The following is a 21,566-nucleotide window of genomic DNA, read 5'->3' on the forward strand; positions in this document are numbered from 1 at the left end:
AGCAGAACCAGACCTGTCCGGTTCAAACACGCGACTACGCCAACAGTCCCCTTTTTCCTTCGACTGAGTGCTGGCGATTATCGCCGCGCACGTACGATCCGGAGTCATCACCGAACAGCTCGATCAAAGTAGTAACGAGCACATCGTTAAGGCCCACCGCGCGTTCCCGCAAACAAGCCGTTTCCGTATGATGACCGAACGGGATATTTGAAAGGCTTCGACGTGAAATCGGCAAAAGGCGCTCCATCCGCAAAGTCTGTAATTAGCAGCTCTAAACTAGACTCGCCTGATGCATTGAGCCAGTTTGCTTGGGACGATCTGCGCATCATCAAAACGCTCAGCGAATGCGGTAGCCGATCCGCAGCTGCAAAGAAGTTGGGCGTCAACGTATCTACAGTTACTCGTCGTGTGGCTCAGGTCGAAAACACACTCGGGATTTCGTTATTTGACCATCGGTGTTCCGGCTACATGCTCACCGCTGAGGGAGCAGAGCTGAAGGCACTCAGTGAGCGTGTGGAGCTCGACATCGTAAGCGTCACCCGACGCATTTCCCGCTCAGGAAAAGGGACCAAAGGCAAAATTCGTATCACCACGAGCGACTCTCTGCTGCTCCATTTTCTCACTCCCATCATTGCTGACTTCAAAGCCGCGAATGAGGGAATAGCAATAGAGGTTCTCGTGGGGAACGAAACACTGAGTCTGGCGCGCGACGAATCTGATATCGCGGTCAGGGCGACGAAGAAACCAGCAGACAGTCTTGTCGGACGTAAGCTCGCAACGATTGCGTGGGCGCCTTATGGCCGGGCTTTGACTCCATTCACATCTTTTCCAGAGCTGTTCGTTGACGGCCAAGCCTGGGTCTCTTACTCCGCAAGCCTCTGCAATTTAAAAGCCGCACGTTATGTCGAATGCAGAGTTAGGGCAGATGATATTTCTTATCGAACCGATTCGGTTGCTGCGGCGTGCGCCGCAATTGAGGCGGGGTTGGGTTTTGGTTTTCTGCCTTGCATGCTAGGCGACATAACGCCTGGATTGGCGCGAGTGGGTGCATCAGTCGCCGAACTGAACGATGAGCTTTGGTTGCTCACCCATCAAGACATTCGCAAGTCATGGCGTGTTAAGGCATTCATGGCCTTCTGCTCCGCTGCAGTAGCCGAGCAAAAGGCCTTGATTGAAGGGCAGTTACCTACCCGGGTTGGCGAGTTTGAAGGGGGCGAGTAGCTACTGGGCTTTGACACCAATTACAGCCCTGCAGGCGATCTCAATCAGCTGTGCACGCTGCGCCAATCTCGATACGCCGATAATGTTGCTCGCGCACTGAGGTCGGTCAGTGCCGAAAGCAGTTTTACGAACTCTGCCAACGACGGCGAACGCAGCATCCATATCCAGCACAAAAAGCGTCTCTTCAACGACGTCCTGCAGAGTTGCTCCGTATAACGCCAGCAACTTGGAAATATTGTCGTAGGCGGTACGCATTTGCTCTCCCATCGCCGAAAAATCACTAGGTCGACCCTCGCCATTCAGCGGTGCCGGCGCGACCAGATTTCCCTCTTCATCGTGATTGAACTGCCCGGACACGTAGATATCGTTTCCTACCTTTCTGACCTGAGGATACCCATACGCTTCTTCCCATGGGACGCCCCAGTACGCGGTGTCTTTATTGTCCAAGTGCCTTGCTGCCATCGCATTTCTCCATCTGAAAAAAGGCCGCCTCGTTCTGCGAAAAGCGGCGTTGTCGGGACGAAAAGGCTAGCACCGCTGACGCAGCAATAATGGCGCAAAAAAGCGCCACCGAGAGTGCAAAAACGCAAACATGTCTGCTGTGATCATCCGCTAACTTAAGCGTTCTCACCGCCAACCATTTCAGGAGACTCTGTTGTGGCGAACTCATCGCGCTCGGACATTTGTTCCAAATCCAAACCTTTAAGTGAGCCTAAACGGGTGCCAGCGGGCGGAGGGTTGGCTTCCTGGCGGGAGCGCATGGCCAAAAGGATGATTGCGGATAATATCGGCACCAAGCTGACGGTATCGGAGCTTGCGAAAGCATGTCTGATGTCCAGAAGTCATTTCTCCAGAGCATTCAAACGGACCACTGGAATGTCGCCGCAGGAATGGCGACAGCTGCATCGAATCCGTCAGGCGAAGGAAATGATCGTACGAACAGAAAAGACGCTAACGGAGATCGGGGCCGAATGCGGCTTTTGCGATCAGGCGCACTTTTCCCGCTCTTTTCTGAAAGCTGAAGGCACAAATCCGAGCAATTGGCGCGGGGACGCGGTTGGCTGCCAAATAGTACGTCCAGCGTAAGACGGCCGATCTAACTTTCCTCAGTGACTGCTTCTGGCCGATTGCTGCCTGTCGTCAACGTCAGTAAACAGTACATTGAGCAGAGAACACATCTGCCACTATCCACCTGTCCATTCGCAGGGGGTTTCGCCTTTACTCGCACGCCAGATCAAGCCGGTCGAATGAGGCTCATGTGGTTATAAAGGTGCATCACGTGCGCCTCAACGTAATCAGCATGACTCAACGCGCCATAGGCGAAGTGCGGCTGCAATTCGCCCTGATACTGGCTGAAATCGCTAAAGGCCTGCTGCAAACGACTGAGGGCCAAGGCTTGGCTAGTCGGTTCACTAAGCGGCGCTGCACCTGGAATGGCCTCGTGCAACGGATGCCGCATGGCCCCACGCGCGGCAAATACGCTGAACGCCAGCGGGCCCACGCTGCTGCGGAACCAACTTGGTTTGAGCTCGGGATAGCCACTGATGGAGTACTCGATGCTCTGCGCGCAGTGGTTAAACACTTCAGCCGGGGTCCAGCCCTGAACGCTGACCAGCGCCTTGCCCTCCAGTGTACGCAACAGGTCTTGCGCGCCCTCAATGTTCAGCGCCCCCGCGCGGTCGCCGGTCGGCAACGCCCAGAAACCTGCGCCGAGCGCCGCCGCACCGCCGATGGCGCCCAACGTCAAAACTTGTCGTCTGTTCATTCCAGCTCCATAAACTGCGATCAGTGTCAGCCCCAAGGGCGCCGGGCAACCCATGCGCTCGCAGTAGCCCCCCTCCAATTGGCGCGCCATGATATAGGACGGTGCCGCGGTAGGCAGTGTCTGGATACAAATGTGTTTTTTACCCACACGGTGCACCTAGCGAGGGCTGGGCGCACGCCCTGTACTCGCTGAGTAGCAGGACAATGGGGACGGATTTATTCCCGTCACAGCGCGGCTAATTCTTAACGCTGCGGCTGCTTCATCAACCGCTCCACCAAGCCCCAATGGCTCACCGGCATCAGGCGTTCGAATATCGACAGCAGCAACGCGTCCGCTCCCACGATTACCCTGCCCTTATCGCTTTCAATGGCCCGCACGATGATGCGGGCGGCTTTTTCTGCAGGCATTTTCAGCACTTTGTTCATTTCTTTTTTATGCCGTTCGATTTCCACGGCATCAACGCCTTGCGGCGCTTTCGCGTTGTTGGCGATAGAGGTGGCGATGCCGCCGGGGTGCACCACGGTGACGCCGATCGGGGTGCGTGCTAGCTCGTGGCGCAGGCTGTTTGAAAAGCCCCGCACGGCAAATTTGCTGGCGCTGTAAGCGGCCTGGCCCGGTGGCGATACCAGCCCGAACAGGCTCGACAGGTTGACGATTCGGCCCGGTGCGCCGTTGCCGCGCAGAATGGGCAGGAAGGCGCGCGTGCTGTCGACAACTGCGCGGAAGTTGATGTCCATAACCCAGTCGAAGTCTTCTTCGCTCACCTGCTCGAACGTGCCGCCAAGCGCCACGCCGGCGTTGTTGATGACCAGGTGGACGGTCGGGTGGATGTTGAGTACTTCGCCTGGCAAGTTGCGGATGGCCTGACGATCAACCAGGTCGACCACGTGCGTGCTGTACGTTTTGCCGCGCTGTGGAAGTAAGGCCAGGGTTGCACGCAAGCCGGCTTCATCACGGTCAACCAGTGCCAGGTGACATCCACGCTCAGCCAACACGGTCGCCAATGCGCGACCAATCCCACTGGCTGCACCGGTCAGCACTGCCACCTGATTGTCGAGTTTCATTGTTGTTGTCCTGCATGGCTGTGAATGTGGTTGAGGATCAGCGCTGCAAGGCGTTCACCTTGAGGGGCATCGATTTGATGACGCATGTCTGCGATGACTTCATGGCTTGCGCCGGGTATCGCCCGGGCACTGGCGAGGCCACCGGTGGGGTTCACCATGCGGTCCTGGCCGCCGTGCACGATCAGGGTCGGCGCTTGAATGGTTGTGAGATGCGGGGTGCGGTCGCCGGACTTCAAAATAGCGCCGATCTGGCGGAACAACGCACGGGCATCGGCCCGCTCGCCGTTACGCGTCCAGGCAAGCCGTGCGTAGCTGTCCCACAACGCGTGAGCGCCGGTGGCCGTGGCATCGCCGATGTGCATCATCGTTTGACGAAAGCTTGTTATCGCGTCGGCTTCTGTACGCGGCGCCTTGGCCCGCGCCATACGCCACAAGGTCGACGCTGCGGGCTGGCCCACCTTGCGATTGCCCGTCGTGGAGAAAATGGAAACCAGTGACCTGGCCCTGCGCGGATGGCGATACGACAAGGCCTGGGCAATCATCCCGCCCATCGACATGCCCACCAGGTGCGCGCTCTCGATACCCAGATGTTCGAGCAGAAGCGCGCTGTCGTCAGCCATGTCCTCCAGGCCATAGGCACCCGCCGGCGCTTTGCCGGTGAGCTGATGCCATTTGCTTGGATGAGGCGTCGCCATGCGGGACGACCGGCCGGCATCGCGGTTATCGAAGCAGATGACACGAAAGCCCCCGGCGACGAGTTGGTCGATCAATGTTGCCGGCCAGTAGACCAGCTGCAGCCCCAGCCCGACGATAAGCAAAATGGTGGGAGCCGCTTCATCGCCATGGCTGGCGTAGCAGAGCTTCAGCCCGTTGGGCAGCGTGGCGAACTGTTCGTTATGGGCGGCCAGGCTCATGGCGTCACCGCCTTGGGCAGAAATTGCAACGCCGGGTGATCGACCTCACCGTTGCGCAGAATTTTTACGTCCGCCGCGTAGTTCCACGACATGGTCCAGGGGTACGCCTTGCCCTGCCGCGGCAGTTGCGCCAACGAACGCTGCACGTAACCGGCACCAAAATTCAGCAGCGGCTCGGTTTCCATAGTCGGGTCAGCCTTGGGCGTACATACGGCGTAACCGCGCGCCTCCATATACCCGAGCAGGCGGGTGAAGTGCTCGCAGAGCAGGCCAATCTTCAGGGTCCACGAGGACGCGGTGTAACCCACCGCAATGGCGAAATTCGGAATGCCGCTGAGCAGCATGCCTTTGTAGGCGACGTGCTCGGCCAAGCGCAGCTGAACCCCGTCAATCTTCGGCACAATGCCGCCCAACGGCTGCAGGTTCAGCCCGGTCGCGGTGACAATCACATCAGCCTCGATATGCTCGCCCGAGCGCAGTTGGATACCGGCGGGCGTGAAGCGCTCGATCTGGTCGGTGACGATAGACGCCTCGCCGCTGGAGATCACCTTGAACAGATCACCACCGGGCACCGCGCACATGCGCTGCTCCCAAGGGTTGTAGGGCGGATTGAAGTGCACGTCCACGGGGTAGCCGGCCGGCAGCATCTTGGTGTTCATGCTGCGGATCAGCTTGCGGGCGGCCACCGGGTAGCGCTGGCAGAACGCGTACACCCAACGCTGCTTGGCAATATTGAAACGACGCGCCAGGGAGTGGGCGATGGTGGTCCCCAACAGTGGGCGGATGCGCCGCGCAAGCGGGTCTCGGGACGGTACGGGCAGTACATAAGTCGGCGTGCGTTGCAGCATAGTCACGTGCGCCGCCTGCTCCGCCAGCGCAGGCACCAGTGTCACGGCGGTCGCGCCGCTGCCGATGACCACAACACGTTTGCCGGCATAGTCCAGGTTTTCGGGCCAGTGCTGCGGGTGCACGATCTGACCTTGGAACAGCGCCTGATCAGCGAAGGCCGGGGTAAACCCCTCCTCATAGCGGTAATAGCCGGCAGCGTTGAAAATCCAGCGCGCTTCGAGAGTCGCCTCCTCGCCCGTGTCTTCCTCGCGCAAGGTGACCTCCCAGCAGCGTTTGGCGCTGTGCCAATTGAGATCGACCACCCGCTGACGGAAGCGAATGTGCTGCGCGATTCCGTTCTCGCGCGCGGTTTCAGCGATGTAGGCCTTGATCGACGGGCCGTCGGCGATGGCTTTTTCGCCTACCCAGGGTTTGAAGTCGTACCCGAACGTGAACAGATCGGAGTCGGAGCGAATGCCGGGATACTTGAACAGATCCCAGGTGCCGCCCAAATCAGCGCGAGCCTCGATGATTGTGTACGACAGCGTTGGGCACTGCTTGCCCAGGTGATACGCCGCGCCGATGCCAGATAATCCGGCACCAATAATTAATACATCGACAGGCGCAAGGCCACGGTGTGCTTCGGTCATGGGGCTCACTCTTATTGTGACAACGTTTGTTCTCACTACTCTGATTGTGGCAACAAGCGTTGTCAACGCTGTACGATTCGCGAATGACAGACACCGCCAATTTCCCAATCGAAAGTTCGACCGAGCGCACCTACTCCGGCATCGCCGTGACCGAGCGCGCAGCCGCCAGGCGCCAACGCTTTATCGAAGTCGGCATCGAACTGTTTGGCACCGTGGGTTTCCACGGCACCACCATGCGCACCCTGACGGCCACGACGGGCCTGACCAATCGCTACTTTTATGAGTCTTTCGAGACCATGGAAGACTTGTTGGTGGCCTGCTACGAACACCTGGTTGGCGACTATCGAGCGCATTTGAGCGAAGTGTTGAGCGACGCCGACGCCGACGTGGAAGCGCGCACGCGGGCCGGCCTGACCTGTTTCTTCGAAGCCATGGCCAACCCACGCTTCGCGCGAATCACCCATAGCGAAGTGCTGGGTGTGAGCCCGCGGGTGGATGCCTTGTACATGCAGTCTGTCTCTGATTTTGCGGCGCTGATGATGGATTTTCTGGGCCGCGCCGGCGTGCCGGTGGCGACCCATGACCCACGGGAGATGCAGCTGGTTGGCACCGCACTGGCCGGCGCGGTCATACAGACCGGCATGCTCTGGGTACACAGCCGCTACGAATTGCCCATCGAGCTGGTGGTGGAATCCAACGTGAAGGTGATTCTGGGAACCGTCAGCCAGCTGCACACAGCGCCCGGTAAATAGCGCCGGTTTCTTTTGAAGGCTGCTGGGCGACTCGCCCTCAAGATGGGTAGCCGTATGTCTGTCTGCTTTGCAGTGTGCTCATCAGGGCTGCCAACAAGGTCAACGTAGCGCCCACGCCGAGGGCAAGCTGAGGCGCAGCATCGACAGGAACCAGATCGAATATCAGCGCCATGATGACTGCGCCAGCAGTTTGCCCGAGCAAGCGAGCGGTGCCCTGCACTCCCCCGGCCGCCCCACTTCGGCTTATCGGAGCCGAGAGGAACATGTTGCGGTTATTGGCCACGTTAAAAAGCCCGAAGCCAAAACCGCAAAGCATCGTCAATGGCACCAGCGCCATGAGGCTTTCCTGCACAGGCCAAAGCGCAGCTCCCGCGAGCCCTGTCGAAAGACCCATGCCGCCTATCAAACAAGACCAGGCGGGCGAACATCGGTTTGAAAAGCGACCAGCCAATGGCGCTATCAGCGCGACGGTTAGCGGCCAGGGGATCATGTAAAAGCCTGCTGTCATCACCTCTTGGCCTAGGCGGTGCTGAAGGTAGAAAGGCAGCGCCACCAGCCCTGCAGTCTGCCCGGCAAAGCAGAGCACAGAGGCAATAACTGAAATGCGGAACGCGCTGGATCTGAGCAGATCAAGCGGAACCAGTGGCGCCGCCTTGTGCCCTTCCCGCCTGACCAAAAGCCTCATCTGAATAACTGAGATGGCCAGCAATGCTGCAGCCAATAGAGGGTGGCTAGAGATGACGCTTGCGCCTATGACCAGCGAAGCAAAGGCGCCGACATTCAGTGCAATGCTCAACAGATCGGGTACGCGCGCGGTGCCGTCCACCGCGGGTAAAGCCCGACTCGCCAGCATCACCCAAAGCCCCAAGGGAAGCAGTGCAACAAACAGCCAAGGCCAGGCTGCCACGCTGAGAATTGCTGCGCCCATCGCGGGGCCTGCTGCTGATGCCAGGGCGACCGCAAGGGCATTCCATCCAATGGCGGCGCCCAGTTGCTGGCTCGGTATCACGTGGCGAAGCAGTGCCACCGCGAGCGCCATGATCGCAGCACCGCCAAGCCCCTGAAGCAATCGCGCAGCTATAAGCCAATACAGCGTAGGGGCCAGTGCACACATCAGCGTGGCGCCGAGAAAAAGCACCAATCCCCACCTGAATACTTTGCGGTAACCAAGGCCTTCACCTAGCGCTGCACAGGGCAGCAAAGCCACCAACAGCGCCGCCTGGTTGGCCGTGATGATCCACATGGACAGCGCAGGTGTCACGTGCAGCGATTGGGCGATGGCCGGCAACGCCATGTTGACTATCGCCGTGTTGAGCACCACCAGCACCATGGCGGCCAGCACTGAGCTAACGGCAGCCAGCTGCCTCGGTTTTGCGCCGACAGATATCGCCTCGACGGCATGCTCCGATGAGGCTGTGCGTTCAATCTGCGTGCCGAGGCGGCCGGCTCTTGAGGCTGGGCGGCGCGGCACGATTTCAACCATTGCGCAGTGCGCTGGTCTGCGGAACCCAATCACCACCCTGCTCGATGTACCGTGTCAGCTTGCGGGCCTGTTTATCCTCAATCCTCAAATCCCGCTCGGTGAAGCGAAAGAGCAAAGCCGGTCCGCAGATGCATTGCGTATCGTGAATATCGCCCGGCAGGTAGACCTGCGTTTGGCCGGCGCTCACACGGGTGGAACCGCGTTTTACCAGTTTCACCCGGCCATCCGGGGCCTGCACGCTGGCATAGCTACCCATCTCGATTTCACCGCACTGCACGGCGTAAATGACCCAGCCACGACCGTGATCATGTGGCGGCCGGTAGAGCCCTTCAGGTTCGGCGTGTGCCAACAGCAAAAAACCGTTTACCGGATCTCGATACAGCTCTTGCTGAGCCAATGCCTGCTGGTGAAGGTCGCTCAACCACGGTTCGGTGACAGGCGTTTCTACGAGCTCACCTAATTGCTGCTGGCAGCCTGCGATCACTTCAGAGCTGAGCGGGCCCCACACTGACTGGACACGCTCAACAAACCTGCTTAACGAATTCATACACCACCTCTTCGTCCGCATCGGTACACATGTGCCGATGCAGCGAACTGTATGAAGCTTCCAGGCATGGCGGAAGGCGCACGGTTTGCACTTTATTGTTGCGCCTGACGCCATGCCTCGAACGAGCTGGGCTACCATACAACCATGTCAAATCCAGACCTCAATCTACTCATTACCCTCGATGCGGTGCTCGCTGAAGGTAGCGTCACGCGCGCAGCCAAACGCCTACGGCTCAGCCCGTCGGCGATGAGCCGAGCACTTGCGCGACTTAGAGAAACCACAGGTGATCCACTATTGGTCAGGGCCGGACGTGGGCTCGTTCCTACTCCCAGGGCGATCGAACTGCGTGAACGTGTTGCTCAGCTTGTTCGCGATGCGCAGGAAGTTTTGCGCCCAACCGAGCTTCTCGATCTGAAAAAACTCGACCGGACATTCGCGATCAGGACCAGTGAAGGTTTTGCTGAAAACTTTGGCCCCGCGCTTATCGCGCGTATTGGAGAAATGGCTCCGGGAGTGCGGCTGTTCTTTATGCACAAGCCAGACAAAGACAGTAAGCCATTACGGGACGGAGTCGTTGATCTCGAAACCGGCGTTATAAATCTAGCCTCGGCTCCCGAGCTGAGGGGCCAGTCTTTGTTCAGGGATAAATACGTGGGTGTTGTACGAGCCGGGCATCCGCTAAGTCGCGGCAAAATTACGCCGGAAAGGTATGCAGAAGGTATGCACATCTCCGTGTCGCGGGAAGGGATAGATAAAGGCCCCATAGATGACGCGCTGCGGCCCCTCGGACTGGAGCGGAAGATCGTTACGATTGTCGGTGGTTTTTCGATCGCGCTGGGGCTGGCTCGCGGGTCAGATCTGATCGCCAGTGTTCCCGAGCGCCATACCGCGAGCTTGCGCGAGGGCATGCATAGTTTCCCGCTGCCTTTGCCTGTTGCGCAGTTCAGCGTTTCATTGCTTTGGCATCCGAGATTCAGCGCTGATCCTGCTCATCAATGGCTCCGAAACCTGATCCTGGAGGTTTGCGGACGGAGTGAATAGGCGTGCTTACAGTGTGCCCACAGTGAATTTATCGGGCAGTACGATGAAGTGTGCTTCTAGCCGTTTGCAGCCCATCGCGGCAGGCTGCTAACGGCCAGAAGTAGCCGGTGGTACGGCTGCGATGAGATTCGGCTGTGACTACAAAACCAGAGGCGATTCAACCAGCAGACGTCTCCCCAAATTTGAGTAGCACGTCGCTTTAGAGTCCAATCCCATCAGCAAGGAGATTGGACATGAGGAAGCGTTTTACTGAAGAGCAAATCATTGGTTTCCTGCGCGAAACCGCGCAAAGAGCCCACCCCGAGATCCAAGTAACGAGAAAACCCATTATCACCATCAGGCACGACGACGCGCCGAGCCACACGCCTGCTGAGCCCTGCGCACTTTGCACCACGCCGACTCGCTACTGGTACACCCCCAAGGGCGTGGCGGTCTGCCAAGAGTGCGCCGCGACGCACAATGCCAGCGACGTGCCAAGCAAGCTGGAATGGTTGATCGCCAACCGCGTGGATGGCCAGGCCCTGCTTCCGCTCGACTGGCAGTGCAATGCTGGCCGCCGCGCAGAAAGCTCCGGCGCCGAAAGCTGAGCGTCAGGGTACTGAGGGAGACAAAAAGGTACTGCTGCTAGCAAGTCTTCAGGCGTCTGCTGGCCCATCTTCGCGGAATGCCCCAGTGACCGCCTGGACTGCCGCGTCCCACACCCCAAGTCGTTTGAGCACCGGCATTTCCTTCGACAGCACGTTGCAAGGCGGATTGGGCGAGTTTGCCGCTGGCGCTACAGCGGGTAGAAAGCGATGATCGCTACAACTGGGTCTTGCCGACCGGGCTGTGCAAACCGATGCGCTACGTCGTGGCTGGCAGGGCAATGATGATCTCACGCTGAGCTAAACCCAGCCTTATGGAAGACCAAGGATGACCACCATATCGCCGGTAACCGGCTCCAAAGAAACCAGTCAGAAGTTGCTCAAACTGATCAAGCAGTGCAAGTCGTTCTCTTGGGCTAGCGCGTGGTGCACGGAAAATCCGGTGTTTAAGGCGGCGATCGCCAACAAGGCGAAAATGACCCACCTGGTTATCGGTACCACGCGCTATTTCAGCGATACGAAGTGCCTGGTGGCCTGCAAAGACTTCACCCCGGCCAAGGTTTTTGCTCCGGACGCCGCCCCGATGTTTCACCCGAAGGTCTACAGCTTCGACCTGGGTGATGAGCTCTGCGTCTATGTGGGTAGTGCAAACCTCACCGGCGCCGGCATGGCCCGCAACATCGAAGCCGGCGTGTTTCTGCAGGGCGGCCGAAAAGACCCTGCTCTGGTGTCGTTCCACGACTTCATCCGCCAACAGTGGGCCCGCGCCGAGTCGATCGACGACGATTTCATCCAGTCCTACGAGGCCAACAAGGCCCGGGCAAAGGACGCCTTGGAGGAGCTGAAGGCATTCACCCGCATCAGGAAGCCTTTCGTGCGAAGCGGGTCAGGTAATAACGCTGATCTCAATGGCATGAACTGGAAGCACTACGTGGCCAGCGTCCAGGCGGACAGGGCCAACGACCTGCCGGGGCGGATACAGGTGCTCTCGCAAGCCCGGCAACTGTTCGCCGACACCACCACTTTTGCTGACCTGCCCATAAACGACCAACGCCGGATCGGCGGCTTACTGCACCGCTCTTCCGTAGAGGATCTGGATTGGGGGCTCTTCGGGCAAATGAATTCGTCTGGCCGGGCCTTCGCTGCCCTGCAAAACGAACCCGTGGCAATCTCATGCGCCCTGGACCAGATACCGTTGCTGGGCCCCGTGAAGCGCCGCCACTACGAAGCATTCGTTAGCAGATTCCTACGGGTACCCGGTGCGGCGGCGACGTGGATTGGCATTGGCACGCGTCTGCTGGCGATGAAGCGGCCGGACTACTTCTTTTGCTACTGTGGCCCGAATGAACTGGGCCTAGCTGCCGCCTTCGGTACAGCCTTCTCGACCGTCACCTTGCACAACTACTGGGACCGGTTCATTGAGCCCATGCAGCTCATGCCTTGGTGGCAGGAAGAATTGCCAGAGTCCGATGAGGAACAGCAACTGTGGTATGGCCGCGCCGCATTGCTCGATGCGATCTACTACGACCCGGACAGGCGTAGCAGTGTGGCCGAAGCTCGCGCTTCCCGCCGGCGGGGCTGAGGGCTAGACGAGGCTACAGGGCGCCACTGGAAAGCGGCCCATCGCCCTATTCTTACAGCTCACCATCCTGAGACAGCGAAGGTGTTGATCGAAAACCGACAAAAAAGCCAGTTCCTAAGAAGTGGCTCAGGTGTATCAAGCAAACTGAGTCGCTCCTAGTTTCGTAGACACATCCGAGCTGCTGCTTCTGGCCGACTCCGGCCTGACACGACAGGCTCAAAGCGGCCAAAAACGGACCTTTAGAGGCCTCTGCGCGGTCGTCGGATAGCGCCGCGTAGTTCCAGCGCAAAGCTACGCTGATTCATACGCGCATTCAGCGTCGTTACAGGACGTGCTCGGGCTCATTTTTGAAGGCGCTGTTGCGGATGCGACAGATGCCGAAACCAGAAAATGCCCGGTGTTATTTCAGGAGATGACAATGTTCAATCGGCGGCTCAAACAAGAACTTCAAGACGCAAAAAAACAGATAAAACTGCAACAACAGCTGCTGACAGCTTTTACAGAAGAAACCCTGGCGCTTACGGTTGATGAACATTTCAACATCATCGAAGCCAACGCTCAGTTTCTTAATGTGCTGGGTTACGCGGGCGCATCCATCAGCCGCCCGTTAAGCGAGATAGTTCCCAGCTACGTGGTGAATCTCCCTTGCTATCGCAACCTGCGTGAAGCAGTGGCCAAGGGGCACTCCACCAGCGACAACTACCGTTTCCTGCACACCGATGGCAGCCTGATTTGGCTGTGGGGATTATGGCAACCGGTGAAAGATGAGGCGGGCAAACTTCTTCACATCAAATTCTTCGGCAAAGATGTGACGGCCTCGATGGATCTGGCCCGGGAAAACGAAGCGTTCCTAAAAGCCCTCTCGCGCTCGACCGCCATCATCGAATTTGACACCAATGGAACAATCCTAAGCGCGAACAAGCCCTTTCTTCAGGCCGTGGGCTACAACCTGGAGCAAATCAAGGGCAAGCATCACCGCATGTTTTGCGACCACGACGAATCCTCATCTCCCGCCTACACGGCCTTTTGGAACGCATTAAACAAAGGCGAGTTTGTCGCCGGGCGGTTTAAACGGCTTGATAGCCACGGGCGCACCATTTGGCTGGAAGCCTCGTATAACCCCGTCTACGACGCGCAGGACCAGCTGTATAAGTTCGTCAAATTCGCCACCGTTATCACCGACCAAGTGGACAGGGAATCTGAAGTAAACGAAGCAGCAGGCATCGCCTACGACGTTTCGCAACATACCGACACTACGGCCCAGGAAGGTGCGTCTGTGGTTCGCGAAACGGTTGAAGTCATGCGCCAGATATCGCTGGAGATGCAGTCTGCATCCAAAAGCATCGAAGACCTCGGCAAGCAGTCACACCTGATCAATTCGATGGTGCAAACCATCAGCAGCATCGCCCAGCAAACCAACCTGCTGGCACTCAATGCAGCTATCGAGGCTGCCCGAGCGGGCGAACAAGGGCGAGGCTTTGCAGTTGTTGCCGATGAGGTGCGGCAGCTGGCGGGACGCACCAGCGCAGCTACGGAAGAAATCGTAGGCGTGGTAAGCAAGAACCAGGATCTGGTGACTAAAGCTGTACAAGATATGGCAGGCAGCAAACACCTGGCAGAGCAAGGTTTGTCGCTAGCCAATAAAGCTGGCTCTGTGATTGTGCAAATACAAGACGGTGCGAAACAGGTCGTCAGCGCCGTGGGGCGGTTCGCTAATCAGCTGAAATAGCGATCATCTGCGCTTCAGGCCGATAGCTGCCTGTGATGGCGGGCCGCAAATAGTCAGGCGCGAACGTTTAAAGGGAGGAAAACCAAAATTCTTACCCTATGGGCAACAGCAAGAACTGGACGCGTCTTTAGGCGCGGAGCCAATAGTACAGCTTGCTTATGTCGCGCTCATGTTGAGGGTGTGATGTGTCGTGTTGAGGACCCGGGGTCTCAACTCGCTTAGCCCATCACAGTAGGGGAATAATTCAGAGAGATCCCAAGTATGAGCATCTACTTTTGAATTAGCATGAGTGCCCCTCCAGCCTGTTAGAGAAGCCGCCACCATGCACCTTGTGGATACTTACCTTGTTGGTCTGCAGCAGGCTCTCTCGTCGGAAGAAAGCGTAGAGCAGCTGCAGCGTGTCCACGGTGCATCGACCGAGGATTTACAGCGGCTCACCGCGCGCTACCCGTTGTGCCCAGCCAGTCTGTTGGAACTGCTAAGCAAGATTGATGGCACGCATTTTCGGGAATACCCAGGCGGCACGGTGACGTTGCTGATGCTCGGCTCCGACGTATTCGAATACCCCTACTACCTGCGCTCCGTAGAGCAAATTCTCGAGGACGCGGACGCTTACACCGAAAGCATTGCGCAGATTTACGGGGATTACCTGAAAGAAGAACCCGACACCGTCGGGGCTGGTGTCAACATTGAGTTGAGCATGGCCGACCGGCTGTGTTTCTCGCACTGCATGAACAATGGCGGGACCTCAATGTTGTACATCGACTTCAATCCGGCGCCTGGCGGTACCGTGGGGCAGGTCGTGCGTTTTTTACATGATCCCGACAGCTACATAGTGATAGCCGAGAGCTTCGATCAGTACCTGCAACAGCTGATTGACGAGGGCTATGCGTTTATCTATGAGGAAGAGTAGCTCGCGCTTGAATCGGCACGGGCGAATGCCGATGGGTGATCGCGACGCCCCTTTGAGCAACTGCGGCTAGGCACGGACAAGGCGCTGTCGTCGACGCTAGCGCTGACCTTATTTCCAGGAATCTCTGCACCGTGTCTGATCTGCCGCTCCCTTCTGCTTACACACGACGCTTCGACGCCGTGCTCGCTTATATAGACGCCAATCTCGATGGCGATTTGTCGGTGAAGACGTTGAGCCAGGTGGCGAACTTTTCAGTGTTTCACTTCCACCGGCAATTTAGCGCGTTCGTCGGCGTAACGGTTTCGCGCTATGTGCAACTGATGCGGTTGCGGCGCGCGGCACATTGCCTGGTGGCCAGGGCAGATCACTCGGTGCTGAGCGCCGCACTCAACGCCGGTTTTGAAAGCCCTGAGGCCTTTAGCCGAGCATTCAGCCGAGCGTTTGGGTTGTCACCCAGCGCATTCAGAAAGGCGCCCAGTTGGCAGGTGTGGAATACGGTCTTCGCTATCCCTCACTTCTCAAGGACCGTCATCATGCACGTACACATCGTAGAGCTCCCGCCTGTGCGCGTCGCCGCATTGGAGCACCGCGGCCCTCCCGAGCGGGTCGATGAAAGCGTCAACACCTTCATCCAATGGCGCATGCACAGCGGGCAATCCCCAGTGGCCTCAAGCCGCAGCTTTGGCATCCCGTACAGCAACCCCGATACCACCCCGGCGCACGAATTTCGCTTCGCTATCTGCGGCGAGATTCAGCAACCCGTGGCAGCGAACGAATTCGACATTCACGAACTCACTATTCCCGGCGGGCGCTACGCCGTGGTGCGGCATACGGGTTCCCCGGATCATATCGGTGAAACCATCTACCCCATCTACCGCGACTGGCTACCCACCAGCGGTGAGGAGCTTCGCGATCAGTCACTGTTTTTCGAATACCTTAGCGTTTACCCGCAGACGCCCCAGGATCAGTGGCTAACGGATGTGTACGTGCCGCTGCGCTAGAGACGAAGAGGCGTGAAGCAACAAAGGGGACTGATTTATTAAACGACTCTAAATTAGAGCAGCTTAATAAAGCTGTCCCCTTATCCATGTTTGCGTGTTGCGCAGTTCAGCGTTTCATTGCTTTGGCATCCGAGATTCAGCGCTGATCCTGCTCATCAATGGCTCCGAAACCTGATCCTGGAGGTTTGCGGAAAGAGTGAATAGGGGTGCTCACAGTGTGCCCACAGTGAATTTATCGGCCAGTACGATTCAGTTTGCTTTTGGCCGTTTGCAGCCCAGCGCGGCAGGCTGCTAAGGGCCAGAAGCAGCCATAACAAAGGCTTCGAAGTCGTCAACATTTCCGCCATGCTGCTCAAGGTGCCTTATGAGTTTGATACCCGAATTGAACAGCGAAGCCCATGTGCTGATATGCGGCGCCAGCCGAGGCATCGGCTTGGCGCTGTGCGGGTCTTTGCTCGCTCGCCATGATGTGGCTCAGGTATGGGCAGTAGCGCGAAAAGCTAGCACCTGCGCTGAACTGGCAGAGCTTGCAGATCAGTATGGCGAACGCTTGAAGCGAGTCGACTGCGACGCGCGCGATGAGCAATCCCTCGAAGCACTTGTGAGCGAGACGCTTGAGGGATGCGACCATCTGCACCTTATCATCAGTACCCTGGGCATTCTTCATCAGGACGGCGCAAAAGCAGAAAAGGGCCTGTCTCAACTTACCCTTGCGAGCATGCAAGCAAGCTTTGCGACCAACACGTTTGCTCCAATCCTGCTGCTTAAGCACCTACTCCCGTTATTGCGCAAACAACCTTATACCTTCGCGGCGCTCTCGGCGAGAGTTGGCTCTATTGGCGACAATCGACTGGGTGGCTGGTACAGCTACAGAGCCAGCAAGGCCGCGCTGAATCAGTTGCTACATACGGCCAGTATCGAATTGAAACGTCTGAACCCTGCCTCGACTGTCCTGGCAATACACCCAGGCACGACTGACACGCAGCTGTCTCAACCCTTCCAGGCGAACGTGCCTGATGGCCAACTGTTCGAACCGGCTTTCTCAGCGGCTTGCATAATTGATGTAGTGGGAAAGCATGGGCCGTCCGACAGCGGAACCTTCTGGGACTGGAACGACAAAGCCATTGCCTGGTGATTCTTTTAATCGCTGAACGTTAAGAGCTGTCAACCCGCCCTGCCTCGTCTGACCAGCTGTCCACTTTGTTCCCACTCCTCTTTGTTCCCATCCAGGAAGTTTTGGCTCGCATGATCCCCGTCGCACTGCCCTCAGTCGAACTACTGCTTTACCTCTCCTTTTTCTTCGCCGCGACGCTTTTCTGGTTCGGGTGGACGATAAGGCTGGTGGTTCGATATTCCACAGGTCGCCGGCGCCGCCCCGTCCTCCTGCCCTACGCGCTTATCACCGCGTGTGCGCTTTTTTACCCTGTGGCAGTGCGCGGCTTTTTATCTTCAGATGCGTAGTTCTGAACGGCAGAGAGAGGCAAGTTATCGGCCGGAACTGCAGGAGCCGATGCGCCTTGGCCAGATCGACATGCCCAAAGGCACCAAACTCGAACTAGCCGTTGCGGATCAAACGGAATCCTTCAAGCGAGCCGTATTTCCAAGCCCGGTGCGAATGGTCGACATCGATGCCATCGAAGTAGCCCGCTACATCGCGATTCAAACCAATGAAAAATATGAAACTGTGGGCTTCACACCACAAAACATGCGGATTACCGGCCACGGCACGACGATGCAGAACGGCTGGCGGTGCGATGCGCTGCAACCGGTGGAGTTTGAGCTCAAGCCTGATGGCGGCATTTCGGCTTTCAGCAGCTGTACGCTTGCCGAGGGCAATGCAGTCGATGGCATCAAATTCCCCAAAGGCACGTCGCTCCGTGCTTCCACCGGCAATGTCTATACCGATGGGTTTGTAGATTCCGACCGCTGGGTTCTCGATACGCCAGAAGGCGTGCCGGTGCGTATCGATAGTTTCGAGCTTGCGGATGCCAGCATTGCGCTCGACGCAGAGCGAAAGCTCTATGAAGTCAAAAGTGCGGTGCTTTCGAACGATGCGGCACTCGCAGAGCGCCGGTATCTGGCGGCAAGCGCTATCCGCTTCAATCCGCGGCATGTTCGGGAAGACTATGCGGATGCCTGGTTGATAACCCCGCCTCCGGGCGCCGACGGCTCACAGCCCGTAGCGCCTAAGACCATCGTGCAGCGCAGAGACGGTAAGGTGTTGGCCACGCTTACTGACTAAACGCGTGATCGCTAATGCATTTCTGCATTTGCGTTTAAGCGCTGTGCGAGAGTGAGGGAACTGATCGGGCGGCCGATGAATTTATGCGGGCGTTCATGGCAGCTGGATATGAGGTTAATGGCGGCCCCCTTTTCGCTCACGCTTCGATCAAGACAACTGCGCACGAATGATCTCCGCCATATCCAATGCCCCCTGAGCAGCGCTCTGCGAAACATGAAGCTCGACCGCGAAATCTGGCAACTTCGGCAGTCCTGAATCATCGCCCAGCACCTGAAAATCATCCGGTACAAGCGAGCGAAGCCACGGCGTCAGTGCCAGGCCGCTTTTTACCGTGGCGAGAGTGGTTTCAACCGAGGAGTTTTCGAATATCACGCGCCAGCTGATGTTGGATTCGCCTAGCAGTGAAAACACGGGACGGCGAAACGCGCAGGTCGGCGTGATGAAACATAGCGGCAAGGGTCGTTGGCTAACCGGCTCTTGTGAGCCGCCTATCCAGACCAGCGACTCCACAGACAGGCGCTCGCCGACCGCTTCGTTCGCCAGGCACTGACTGACCGTCAAATCGATCTGCCCCTTGGAGAAAGCATTCATCAGCTCGAACGATGAGCCAGGCACAACAATGACTTCGACCTCGGGATGCCTGGCGGCAAAGGCTTTTAGCACGTCCGCAAAATGCGATCCGGCCATGTCATGGGGCACGCCCACCTTGACCGTCTCCGGCACGCTTGCGCCGATCATTTCGCGGCACAGGCTGTCGTTGAGGTCGAGCAGACGCCGCGCGTTAGGCAAGAAGTCCAGGCCCCGATTTGTCAGCCTTGCGCCGCTGGAGTCTCGTTCGAGAAGCTGACATCCGAAGAAGGTTTCGAGCCGTTTGATCTGCTGACTGATGCCCCCTTGCGTCAGATGCAACTGGCGAGCGGCGGCGCTGATGCTGCCTGTTTCAGCGATGGTGACGAAGCTGCGAACGAGCACTAAATCGACGGTACGGAGAGGTGCGGGCATGCCGGCATCCATTAGGGTTACTAATGGCTTCATTATAAACATTCGATATGGGGCGTCGCGCGGCGCACGTATGGTGGGGCTCCTTTTTTGGAGTCTTATTCATGATGCTCAGCGGCAACAGCACCAATATCGCAGCAGCTTTGGCCAACGTCACCGAGCATTGGTCTCCGCAGGTTATTGGCCATGTCAACGACCAGTACATCAAAGTGGCCAAGCTCAAAGGCGAGCTGATGTGGCACGCCCACGCGGATGAAGATGAGATGTTTATGGTGGTCTACGGGACGCTGAATATTCAGCTGGAAGACCGCGACGTCGTTTTGCAGCCCGGCGAATTTTTCGTGATTCCAAAGGGTGTCCGTCACAACCCGGTAGCTTCTGAAGAATGCGGCATTGTGCTGATCGAAACCGTTACCACGCGTCATACGGGAGAGGAAGTCAGCGCCCGGACCGTACCCATCGAGCGCCAGCTGAGATAAGGGACGTCGCCTTCAAAAACGCGTTTTTGATTGAGCAGAGCGCAGATTCAATTTGCGCATTCGAGACGTCGGATTTTGGTCGAAGGCTGCCTGTCGATTAGTGAAAAAGGGGACAGATTTTCTGCGCTAAGCCTCCGCTTTTGGCCGATTGCGGCCGTCTACGACGGGCAGCTTCCGGCCAGAAGCGGACATTCGTAAGCGGGCTCGCCGCTTAATCTTTCGGCATCATCTGAGGGTTAAAAACCACCTCCCACAGATGTTCGTCTGGGTCCATGAAATAGCCAGCGTAACCCCCGTAGAAGGTGTCTTGCGCTGCTTTTACCAGCGTGGCGCCAGCCTCGGTGGCCCGTTGCATCACCGCGTCGACGTCCGCTTTTGAAGATACGTTGTGACCAAGGGTGAATTGAGAAAGACCGCCGGGCCTATGCGGAAGTCCCGTGTCAGCAGCCAGGCTGGAGCGAGGCCACAGTGCCAGTTTGAGCCCGCCTTGCAGGTCGAAGAACGCGACGGCGCCGTTGATAAATTCTGTGCCGACGATTCCGTTGGTCGGCAGTCCTAGGCCGTCTCGGTAGAAAGCCACGGCACTGTCCAAATCGTCGACACCGAGGGTGATGACTGAGATTCTAGGTTGCATATGCGTTCCGGAAAGTAAGAGCAACAAAGGGGACAACAAAGGGGACAGATTTATTTAATAGCTCTAATTTAGAGTCGTTTAATAAATCTGTCCCCTTTGTTTTCATCAGCATTTTGCGCAGACCACGCACTCGCGCGCTGCTCGACCGTGCGTTCCAGCATTTGCCAAGGCGGGGGGTTCGCCAGCCGAGTAGCGAGGGGGCTATCGAGACGCGGCAAAGAGTGGGCAGCGTCAACGCGCGAATAACGGGCAGAAGCTGTAGAGTTATTTTCCCGGGTCCGAATGTTCACCCCAATAGACAGGGCGCTGCAAAAATAAATCCACGCGCACGTTTATGTGCCTACTTGAGCGCTTATCATCGCGACCTTCCACACGGCGCTACAGATCACAACGCGCAATCGCTAAGGAGCGGTAGATGTTCGATATATCCAAAGTCAGAAGAACAAGAATAGAGTGCCGTAATTTTCGCAGTGTATATTTTCTGGTTATGTTGTCGGCTGTGCTCGCGGGCTGCGCGAAAACAAATATTCACGCGCCGAAAGAAACAAGGCTACCGCCCGGCTTCAAGGTTTCAAGTTACTCGCAAGTGATGGTTGCCCCTATAGACGTCCATCCTGATTACAAAAGCGACGCAGAAAACGTTCGGGCAATAAAAAGAATACAAGAGGTTTTTAACCAGGAGCTTGCAGTACAGGCATCGTTTATTGAAAACATCCATGGCGCGGAGTCTGTTGACGCGGCGCGCGGCCTGGTAATTGTTCCAGTAGTTGAAAAGATAAAGTATGTCAACGGGGAAAAACGATTTGCTTCAGGTTCCTCCGCCGGAAGTTCAGCCGTTCTGTTGAAAGTCACTTTCTACGAGTACCCTGCGAAGAAAATCGTGCATGAAACTCACATCTATCACAACTCGATGGAGTATGGCGGGATCTTTGCGCTGGCTGGTGCAACGGGTGGTGCTGCCGATAATCGGATGCTTTCGGACAGCGGAAGAGATCTGGCAAGTTTCCTTGCTGACTGTAAGTAATGACGCGGGGGATAGGGGGGTGGTTCAACCTGTCCCCTTTTGCGGCTGATGCAGTCTGGGCTGACCGACGCTCTACTTCTGCTCAGGTCAAACCTGTCGTGCGTATGCCTGAAA

The 21,566-nt window shown here is 57.4% G+C and carries 21 protein-coding genes and 2 pseudogenes; 14 read left to right on the forward strand and 9 right to left on the reverse strand.

The window, feature by feature from the left end; all coding sequences use genetic code 11:
- Positions 1–261 precede the first annotated feature (261 nt).
- Positions 262–1,221 (forward strand): LysR family transcriptional regulator, encoded by a 960-nt coding sequence (locus ACZZZP_RS15015; protein ID WP_463384728.1) that lies wholly within the window; start codon positions 262–264, stop codon positions 1,219–1,221.
- Here ACZZZP_RS15015 and ACZZZP_RS15020 read toward each other — a convergent pair whose 3' ends face one another.
- Positions 1,222–1,683: a RidA family protein gene (locus ACZZZP_RS15020; protein WP_463383275.1), complete on the reverse strand. Its 462-nt coding sequence runs from the start codon at positions 1,681–1,683 to the stop codon at positions 1,222–1,224. It abuts the gene before it with no gap.
- Between the two features lie 219 nt (positions 1,684–1,902).
- On the opposite strand from ACZZZP_RS15020, the gene ACZZZP_RS15025 reads away from it, so the two are divergent.
- Positions 1,903–2,307 (forward strand): helix-turn-helix domain-containing protein, encoded by a 405-nt coding sequence (locus ACZZZP_RS15025; protein WP_463384729.1) that lies wholly within the window; start codon positions 1,903–1,905, stop codon positions 2,305–2,307.
- A 148-nt stretch (positions 2,308–2,455) separates the two neighbouring features.
- On the opposite strand, the gene ACZZZP_RS15030 is transcribed toward ACZZZP_RS15025, so the two are convergent.
- The 4 genes from ACZZZP_RS15030 to ACZZZP_RS15045 all read right to left on the reverse strand — a co-directional run bounded on the left by ACZZZP_RS15030 (position 2,456) and on the right by ACZZZP_RS15045 (position 6,442).
- Positions 2,456–2,986 (reverse strand): DUF1569 domain-containing protein, encoded by a 531-nt coding sequence (locus ACZZZP_RS15030; RefSeq protein WP_463383276.1) that lies wholly within the window; start codon positions 2,984–2,986, stop codon positions 2,456–2,458.
- Positions 2,987–3,228: 242 nt separating this feature from the next.
- Positions 3,229–4,050 (reverse strand): SDR family NAD(P)-dependent oxidoreductase, encoded by an 822-nt coding sequence (locus tag ACZZZP_RS15035; RefSeq protein WP_463383277.1) that lies wholly within the window; start codon positions 4,048–4,050, stop codon positions 3,229–3,231.
- Entirely contained in the window at positions 4,047–4,964 is a 918-nt protein-coding gene (locus ACZZZP_RS15040; protein ID WP_463383278.1) for an alpha/beta fold hydrolase, read from the reverse strand. The genes ACZZZP_RS15035 and ACZZZP_RS15040 overlap by 4 nt, the downstream gene beginning before the upstream one ends.
- Entirely contained in the window at positions 4,961–6,442 is a 1,482-nt protein-coding gene (locus ACZZZP_RS15045) for a flavin-containing monooxygenase (RefSeq protein WP_463383279.1), read from the reverse strand. The genes ACZZZP_RS15040 and ACZZZP_RS15045 overlap by 4 nt, the downstream gene beginning before the upstream one ends.
- 83 nt (positions 6,443–6,525) lie before the next feature.
- Between ACZZZP_RS15045 and ACZZZP_RS15050 the strand changes: the two genes are divergently transcribed.
- Positions 6,526–7,194, forward strand: a complete 669-nt coding sequence (locus tag ACZZZP_RS15050) for a TetR/AcrR family transcriptional regulator (RefSeq protein ID WP_463383280.1) — start codon at positions 6,526–6,528, stop codon at positions 7,192–7,194.
- A 37-nt stretch (positions 7,195–7,231) separates the two neighbouring features.
- On the opposite strand, the gene ACZZZP_RS15055 is transcribed toward ACZZZP_RS15050, so the two are convergent.
- Entirely contained in the window at positions 7,232–8,524 is a 1,293-nt protein-coding gene (locus ACZZZP_RS15055; RefSeq protein WP_463536651.1) for an MFS transporter, read from the reverse strand.
- A 145-nt stretch (positions 8,525–8,669) separates the two neighbouring features.
- Positions 8,670–9,224, reverse strand: a complete 555-nt coding sequence (locus ACZZZP_RS15060; RefSeq protein WP_463383282.1) for a hypothetical protein — start codon at positions 9,222–9,224, stop codon at positions 8,670–8,672.
- A gap of 144 nt (positions 9,225–9,368) precedes the next feature.
- Between ACZZZP_RS15060 and ACZZZP_RS15065 the strand changes: the two genes are divergently transcribed.
- From ACZZZP_RS15065 to ACZZZP_RS15105, 9 genes and pseudogenes are all read left to right on the forward strand, one after another.
- The gene (locus ACZZZP_RS15065; RefSeq protein ID WP_463383283.1) at positions 9,369–10,265 is read left to right on the forward strand and encodes a LysR family transcriptional regulator; all 897 of its coding nucleotides are present in this window, start codon (positions 9,369–9,371) and stop codon (positions 10,263–10,265) included.
- A gap of 233 nt (positions 10,266–10,498) precedes the next feature.
- On the forward strand, positions 10,499–10,852 hold the full coding sequence (locus tag ACZZZP_RS15070) for a hypothetical protein (RefSeq protein ID WP_122493634.1): 354 nt from the start codon (positions 10,499–10,501) through the stop codon (positions 10,850–10,852).
- Positions 10,853–11,177: 325 nt separating this feature from the next.
- Positions 11,178–12,431, forward strand: a complete 1,254-nt coding sequence (locus ACZZZP_RS15075; protein WP_122493635.1) for a phospholipase D family protein — start codon at positions 11,178–11,180, stop codon at positions 12,429–12,431.
- Between the two features lie 418 nt (positions 12,432–12,849).
- Positions 12,850–13,620, forward strand: a pseudogene (locus ACZZZP_RS15080) (PAS domain-containing protein); the annotation flags it as partial.
- 102 nt (positions 13,621–13,722) lie between these two features.
- Positions 13,723–14,160 (forward strand): annotated as a pseudogene (locus ACZZZP_RS15085) (methyl-accepting chemotaxis protein); the annotation flags it as partial.
- A gap of 322 nt (positions 14,161–14,482) precedes the next feature.
- On the forward strand, positions 14,483–15,073 hold the full coding sequence (locus ACZZZP_RS15090; RefSeq protein ID WP_463383284.1) for an SMI1/KNR4 family protein: 591 nt from the start codon (positions 14,483–14,485) through the stop codon (positions 15,071–15,073).
- A gap of 131 nt (positions 15,074–15,204) precedes the next feature.
- Positions 15,205–16,074 (forward strand): AraC family transcriptional regulator, encoded by an 870-nt coding sequence (locus ACZZZP_RS15095; protein ID WP_463383285.1) that lies wholly within the window; start codon positions 15,205–15,207, stop codon positions 16,072–16,074.
- Positions 16,075–16,438: 364 nt separating this feature from the next.
- Entirely contained in the window at positions 16,439–17,209 is a 771-nt protein-coding gene (locus ACZZZP_RS15100; RefSeq protein WP_463383286.1) for an SDR family NAD(P)-dependent oxidoreductase, read from the forward strand.
- Between the two features lie 375 nt (positions 17,210–17,584).
- Complete coding sequence (locus ACZZZP_RS15105) at positions 17,585–18,316, forward strand: hypothetical protein (RefSeq protein WP_463536652.1); 732 nt, start codon at positions 17,585–17,587, stop codon at positions 18,314–18,316.
- Between the two features lie 147 nt (positions 18,317–18,463).
- On the opposite strand, the gene ACZZZP_RS15110 is transcribed toward ACZZZP_RS15105, so the two are convergent.
- Positions 18,464–19,351, reverse strand: coding sequence for a LysR family transcriptional regulator (locus ACZZZP_RS15110; protein WP_463383288.1), 888 nt, complete (start codon positions 19,349–19,351; stop codon positions 18,464–18,466).
- Between the two features lie 68 nt (positions 19,352–19,419).
- Here ACZZZP_RS15110 and ACZZZP_RS15115 point away from each other — a divergent pair, with 68 nt between their 5' ends.
- Positions 19,420–19,794 (forward strand): cupin domain-containing protein, encoded by a 375-nt coding sequence (locus ACZZZP_RS15115; protein WP_463383289.1) that lies wholly within the window; start codon positions 19,420–19,422, stop codon positions 19,792–19,794.
- Positions 19,795–20,005: 211 nt separating this feature from the next.
- Here the strand turns inward: ACZZZP_RS15115 and ACZZZP_RS15120 are convergent, their stop codons facing one another.
- Complete coding sequence (locus ACZZZP_RS15120; RefSeq protein ID WP_122493644.1) at positions 20,006–20,428, reverse strand: VOC family protein; 423 nt, start codon at positions 20,426–20,428, stop codon at positions 20,006–20,008.
- A 415-nt stretch (positions 20,429–20,843) separates the two neighbouring features.
- On the opposite strand from ACZZZP_RS15120, the gene ACZZZP_RS15125 reads away from it, so the two are divergent.
- Complete coding sequence (locus ACZZZP_RS15125; protein WP_463383290.1) at positions 20,844–21,452, forward strand: hypothetical protein; 609 nt, start codon at positions 20,844–20,846, stop codon at positions 21,450–21,452.
- Positions 21,453–21,566 lie beyond the last annotated feature (114 nt).

The sequence above is a fragment of the Pseudomonas sp. AC211 genome (assembly GCF_979258055.1).